This is a genomic window from Campylobacter concisus, from assembly GCF_902460845.1.
Lineage (GTDB): Bacteria > Campylobacterota > Campylobacteria > Campylobacterales > Campylobacteraceae > Campylobacter_A > Campylobacter_A concisus_X.
This window is the reverse complement of record NZ_CABPVS010000006.1, coordinates 120,036-124,886: the sequence shown is the minus strand read 5'-3', so window position 1 is coordinate 124,886 and position 4,851 is coordinate 120,036. Positions and strand designations below refer to the sequence as shown.

Genomic DNA, 4,851 nt, shown 5'->3' with positions numbered 1-4,851 from the left:
TGTATTATACCGCCTTTAAAACTTTTTAGCAACTTTTATTGAATTTTTATAATATTTTAGCAACTTTTATTGAACTATTCGCAACTTTTATTGAATTTCTAGTAGCTTGTTTTTAATTTTAAAAAATAGTAAAATAGTATTAATTTAACTGAAAATAGGGCAATGATTTTACATAATGCATTTCTCAATCGCTTTTATTCATTCGCAACTTTTATTGAATCTTACAGAGGCTCAAATGTCGCAAAGATCGGTGAAATCGCACTTGCAAACGGTGGAGTGCTATTTTTTGATGAATTTCCTCACTTTTCTAAACAAGTGATCGAGAGCCTCAGAGAGCCACTAGAGGACAATCAAATCCACATCGCAAGAGTGAATTCAAAAGTGACTTACGAGACTAAATTTATCTTCGTAGCCGCTCAAAATCCATGTCCTTGTGGAAATTTATTCTCTCGCAATCTAAATTGCAAATGCAGCGAAAACGAGATAAAAAACTATAAATCAAGAATTTCAGCTCCAGTGCTTGACCGCATTGATTTAAAAGTTGCTATGGACGAGAGCTCGCCAGGTGACAAGGCAAGTTTGAGCTCACAGCAGATGAGTGAGATGGTCTTAAAAGCCTTTATCTTTCAAAAAAAGCGCGATCAAGATGAGCTAAATGGCAAGCTAAATGACGCACAAGTAGAAAAATTTTGTCTATTAGATAATGAAGCAAGAGAAATTTTACAAAAGGCGTCCTTGAGGTACAATCTTTCTCAAAGAGGCATAAAAAGGACACTTAGGGTGGCTAGAAGCATCGCTGACCTTGATGAGAGTGAGCAAATTTTAAAGCCCCACATCTTAGAGGCGCTTAGTTTTAGGGCATAGAATGAAAAATTTATATTTAGACACGAGAGTTTTAGACGAGAGGGCGAGCGAGAAATTTGACCTCAGTGAAGAAATTTTAATGGAAAATGCCGCCGCTGGCATAGCAAATTTCATCCGTAAGAAATTTAAAAAAGGTGAGAGATTGCTTGGAATTTGCGGTGGTGGAAATAACGGTGCTGACGTGCTTTGTGCGTTAAGAATGCTTGAGGGCGAGTTTGAATGTGAATTTATCTTAGCTAGTCAGAATTTAAAGCCACTAGCCATTAAGCAGCTTGAGCGAGCTAAATCTGCTGGCGTGTGTGAGAGTAAAGATGTAGAAGATAGCTTAAATGGTGCAAAATGCGTCATAGACGGGCTTTTTGGTTCAGGGCTAAATAGAAATTTAGACGAAAAGCACATAGAGCTCATCTCAAAAATAAACGCCAGCCTCGCTTACATCATCGCTTGTGATGTACCAAGCGGGCTAAGTAGCGATGGCAAGGTGCTTGGCTCTTGCGTAAAAGCAGATATTACGATCACGATGGGAGCTAGAAAGTTTGGGCTTTATAGCGACGCTGCAAAAGACTTTGTTGGCAAGATAAAGGTCGCTGATCTTGGCATAGGCGCGCAAAACTACGAATGCGAGAGCAACTATTACTTGCTTGAAAAACGCGACCTTATGCTTCCAAATAGAAAAAATCAGTGCGTAAATAAGGGCGACTTTGGCCACGCATTTATCATATCTGGCGAGCACATAGGAGCTAGCATACTTTGCGCAAAGGCGGCATTTACCTTTGGGGCTGGGCTAGTTAGCGTGATAGCCGAGCAGGGTTTAAATTTACCAACACATATCATGCAAGTAAGTAAGATAAGCGAGAAAATGAACGCTGGAGCCGTTGGCATGGGACTTGGCAAAAAGGGCGTAGAAGAGCTTGAGGTGCAAAATTTAAAGGGCAAAAAGCTTGTGCTTGATGCTGATATCTTTTATAGCCCAAAAGTGCTTGACCTGCTAAGCGAAAACTGCGTCTTGACGCCTCATCCAAAGGAGTTTTGCTCGCTTTTAAAAATTTGCAAAATGGCCGATATGGATGTGCAAGCCTTACAGGAAAACAGACACGCTTACGCTAAGGCTTGGAGTGAGAAATTTAAGGCCGTGCTAGTACTTAAAGGAGCAAACACTATAATCGCCAAAGACGGGCAAATTTACATCATGCCTTATGGTAAAAATTTACTTGCAAAAGGCGGTAGCGGCGACGTGCTAAGCGGTCTTGTGCTAGCACTTTTAGCTCAAGGCTACGAGCCACTAGATGCTGCCATCTCGGCTACACTAGCTCATGCGCTAAGCCTTAAAAATTTCAAAAAAAACAGCTACGCGCTCGAGCCAACTGACATTATAAAAGGAGTAAAATGCTTATGAAAAAAATAGCCGTACTTTTTAGCGGTAGTGGCTCAAATTTAGAAGCGATACTTAAAAAAGTTCATAATCAAATTTTTAATGGTATAAAAATCGAAGTTTGCCTTTGTATCTGCAACAAGCCAGGCGCATACGGCATAGAGCGTGCTAAGAAATTTGGGCTTGATACGACGATAATAGAGAGTGCCAAATTTGCAAATAGAGAAGAATTTGACGCTGCAGTTGTGGAGCAAATTTTAAAAAGTGGTGCCGAGCTAACGGTGCTTGCTGGATTTATGAGGATATTAACTCCTGTTTTTACATCAAAGATAAAAGCCATAAATTTACATCCTTCCATATTGCCACTTTTTAAAGGCGCTCATGCGATAAAAGAGAGCTTTGAGAGCGATATGATGATAGGTGGTGTGAGCGTGCACTACGTGAGCGAGGAGCTTGACGGAGGTAAACTCATCGCACAAAGAGCGTTTGAAAGAGAAGATGGTATGAGCTTAGAGGATTGGGAGAGCAAAATCCATGCGATAGAGCATGAAATTTTGCCTGATAGCATAATAAAAATTTTAACAAAGGAAGCAAATGTTTGAATGGTTTAGTTCGCCAGAAGCGTGGATATCACTACTTACGTTAACTGGCTTAGAGATAGTTTTAGGCATAGATAACATTATATTTATCGCTATTTTGGTAGGTAAACTACCTCAAGAGCAGCGCGGCAGTGGTAGGATTGTCGGCTTAGGGCTAGCTATGGTGACTAGAATTTTACTTTTACTTTCATTGTTTTGGATCATGAAGCTAACAAAGCCACTCTTTAGTATCGCAGAATTTAGCATAAGCGGCCGAGATTTGGTACTTATACTAGGTGGTCTATTTTTACTTGTAAAATCAACCCTTGAAATACATTCTAGTGTTTCTGGTGAAGGCGAAGAGCATAAAAATAGTAAAAAATCACATGCAAATTTCTTGGTTATTGTAAGCGAGATAGCTGTTTTGGATATTGTTTTTTCTCTTGATAGTGTTATCACGGCTGTTGGAATGGCTGAGCATATAGAGATAATGATCATAGCTGTTATTTTAGCAGTTAGTGTAATGATGATAGCGTCAAAAGGTATTTCTAATTTTGTAGATAATAACCCGACTATAAAAATTTTAGCACTTGCATTTTTGGTGCTTGTGGGCATGACGCTCGTTGCTGAAGGATTAGGATTTCATATTCCAAAGGGATATATCTATTTTGCGATGGCATTTTCATTGGCAGTGGAAAGTATAAATATTTATGCTAAAAAGAAAGTGTTAGCTAAATAATATTTTTACGATGATGAAAAAGCTAATGACATGATGGATAAAATATTAATCATATTATTAGCCTATCAAGTGATTTTTGTTTGTGGAATTTTAAGTAAGTAATTTTATAAAAATTCTAGCCCAAAAAGATAAATCTGTATAAATTTAAAAGAAAATTTTGCTAAGTATGAAAGGCATAATAGATAATAGATCAATGTTTATTTCGTTGCATATTAGTTAAAATATTCATGTCAGGCTACTTAAAAATCCGCGAAATAAAGGTTATACTTTATGGTGAGGTAATAAGATAGAGAAGCAAAAAATATGGCCTGTGTAAAAAATTAAGTATTTGGTGAAGTATTAATTAATATTTTTGATTGAATTATCTTTTATATATAATTTCTATTAATTTAAGTGTTTTTTAATTGACTTTATAAAAAAAACAAGTTAAAATACGACTTTTTAATGAGGTAGTGGCATAAACTTACAAACACGACTCAGGCGGGGTGTAGCGCAGTCTGGTTAGCGCATCTGGTTTGGGACCAGAGGGCCGAAGGTTCGAATCCTTTCACCCCGACCATGTTAAATGGTGAGTGTAGCTCAGTCGGTTAGAGCATCAGATTGTGGTCCTGAGGGTCGTGGGTTCGATTCCCATCACTCACCCCATTTTGGGCGCTCGTAGCTCAATTGGATAGAGCGACAGACTTCGGATCTGTAGGTTATGGGTTCGACTCCTATCGGGCGCGCCACTTAAAATACTTTATGCGCTCATAGCTCAGCTGGATAGAGCAACGGCCTTCTAAGCCGTAGGCCTCAGGTTCGAATCCTGATGGGCGTACCACTTTATTATTGTTGTGCGGATGTGGTGAAATTGGCAGACACGCCAGACTTAGGATCTGGTGCCCCACGGCGTGAAGGTTCAAGTCCTTTCATCCGCACCATTCTTTTTTATAATTTGAGATAAATTTATATTATTAAAAATTAAAGTTAGTCTTTATTGTAAAGCACTGGATACTTTTTCTTGTTTCTTGACATGTAATAATGTTTTTTGTATAATCTCAATTCTTTTTTAAACAAATGTCTTGCTAGCTCAGTCGGTAGAGCATCTCACTTTTAATGAGGGGGCCGTTGGTTCGAATCCAACGCAGGACACCATTTTTGGGTTTATGACCCTTTCGTCTAGTGGCTCAGGACTCTACTTTCTCTGTGTAGAAACAGAGGTTCAAATCCTCTAAGGGTCGCCAGATATTTTTTAAATTTTAGGTCGCTTAGCTCAGTTGGTAGAGCGCCACCCTTACAAGGTGGATGTCATAAGTTCG

Annotated in this window: 3 protein-coding genes, 7 tRNA genes and 1 pseudogene; all 11 read left to right on the top strand. The window is 38.7% G+C overall.

Going from position 1 to position 4,851, the window contains the following annotated elements; translation table 11 throughout:
• Positions 1-228 precede the first annotated feature (228 nt).
• Positions 229-864, top strand: a pseudogene (locus tag F3H00_RS09045) (ATP-binding protein); the annotation flags it as partial.
• A gap of 1 nt (position 865) precedes the next feature.
• On the top strand, positions 866-2,260 hold the full coding sequence (locus F3H00_RS09040; RefSeq protein ID WP_148800131.1) for an NAD(P)H-hydrate dehydratase: 1,395 nt from the start codon (positions 866-868) through the stop codon (positions 2,258-2,260).
• Complete coding sequence (gene purN, locus F3H00_RS09035) at positions 2,251-2,838, top strand: phosphoribosylglycinamide formyltransferase (protein ID WP_148800133.1); 588 nt, start codon at positions 2,251-2,253, stop codon at positions 2,836-2,838. The genes F3H00_RS09040 and purN overlap by 10 nt, the downstream gene beginning before the upstream one ends.
• Positions 2,831-3,553, top strand: a complete 723-nt coding sequence (locus tag F3H00_RS09030; RefSeq protein WP_148800136.1) for a TerC family protein — start codon at positions 2,831-2,833, stop codon at positions 3,551-3,553. Before purN ends, F3H00_RS09030 begins: the two co-directional genes overlap by 8 nt.
• A 481-nt stretch (positions 3,554-4,034) precedes the next feature.
• Positions 4,035-4,112: transfer RNA gene (locus tag F3H00_RS09025), tRNA-Pro, on the top strand.
• 9 nt (positions 4,113-4,121) lie between these two features.
• A tRNA-His gene (locus tag F3H00_RS09020) sits at positions 4,122-4,198 on the top strand.
• Between the two features lie 6 nt (positions 4,199-4,204).
• Positions 4,205-4,281 (top strand) — tRNA-Arg (locus F3H00_RS09015).
• 15 nt (positions 4,282-4,296) lie between these two features.
• A tRNA-Arg gene (locus tag F3H00_RS09010) sits at positions 4,297-4,373 on the top strand.
• A gap of 15 nt (positions 4,374-4,388) precedes the next feature.
• A tRNA-Leu gene (locus F3H00_RS09005) sits at positions 4,389-4,473 on the top strand.
• A 138-nt stretch (positions 4,474-4,611) separates the two neighbouring features.
• Positions 4,612-4,687: transfer RNA gene (locus F3H00_RS09000), tRNA-Lys, on the top strand.
• A gap of 13 nt (positions 4,688-4,700) precedes the next feature.
• A tRNA-Glu gene (locus F3H00_RS08995) sits at positions 4,701-4,776 on the top strand.
• Positions 4,777-4,851 lie beyond the last annotated feature (75 nt).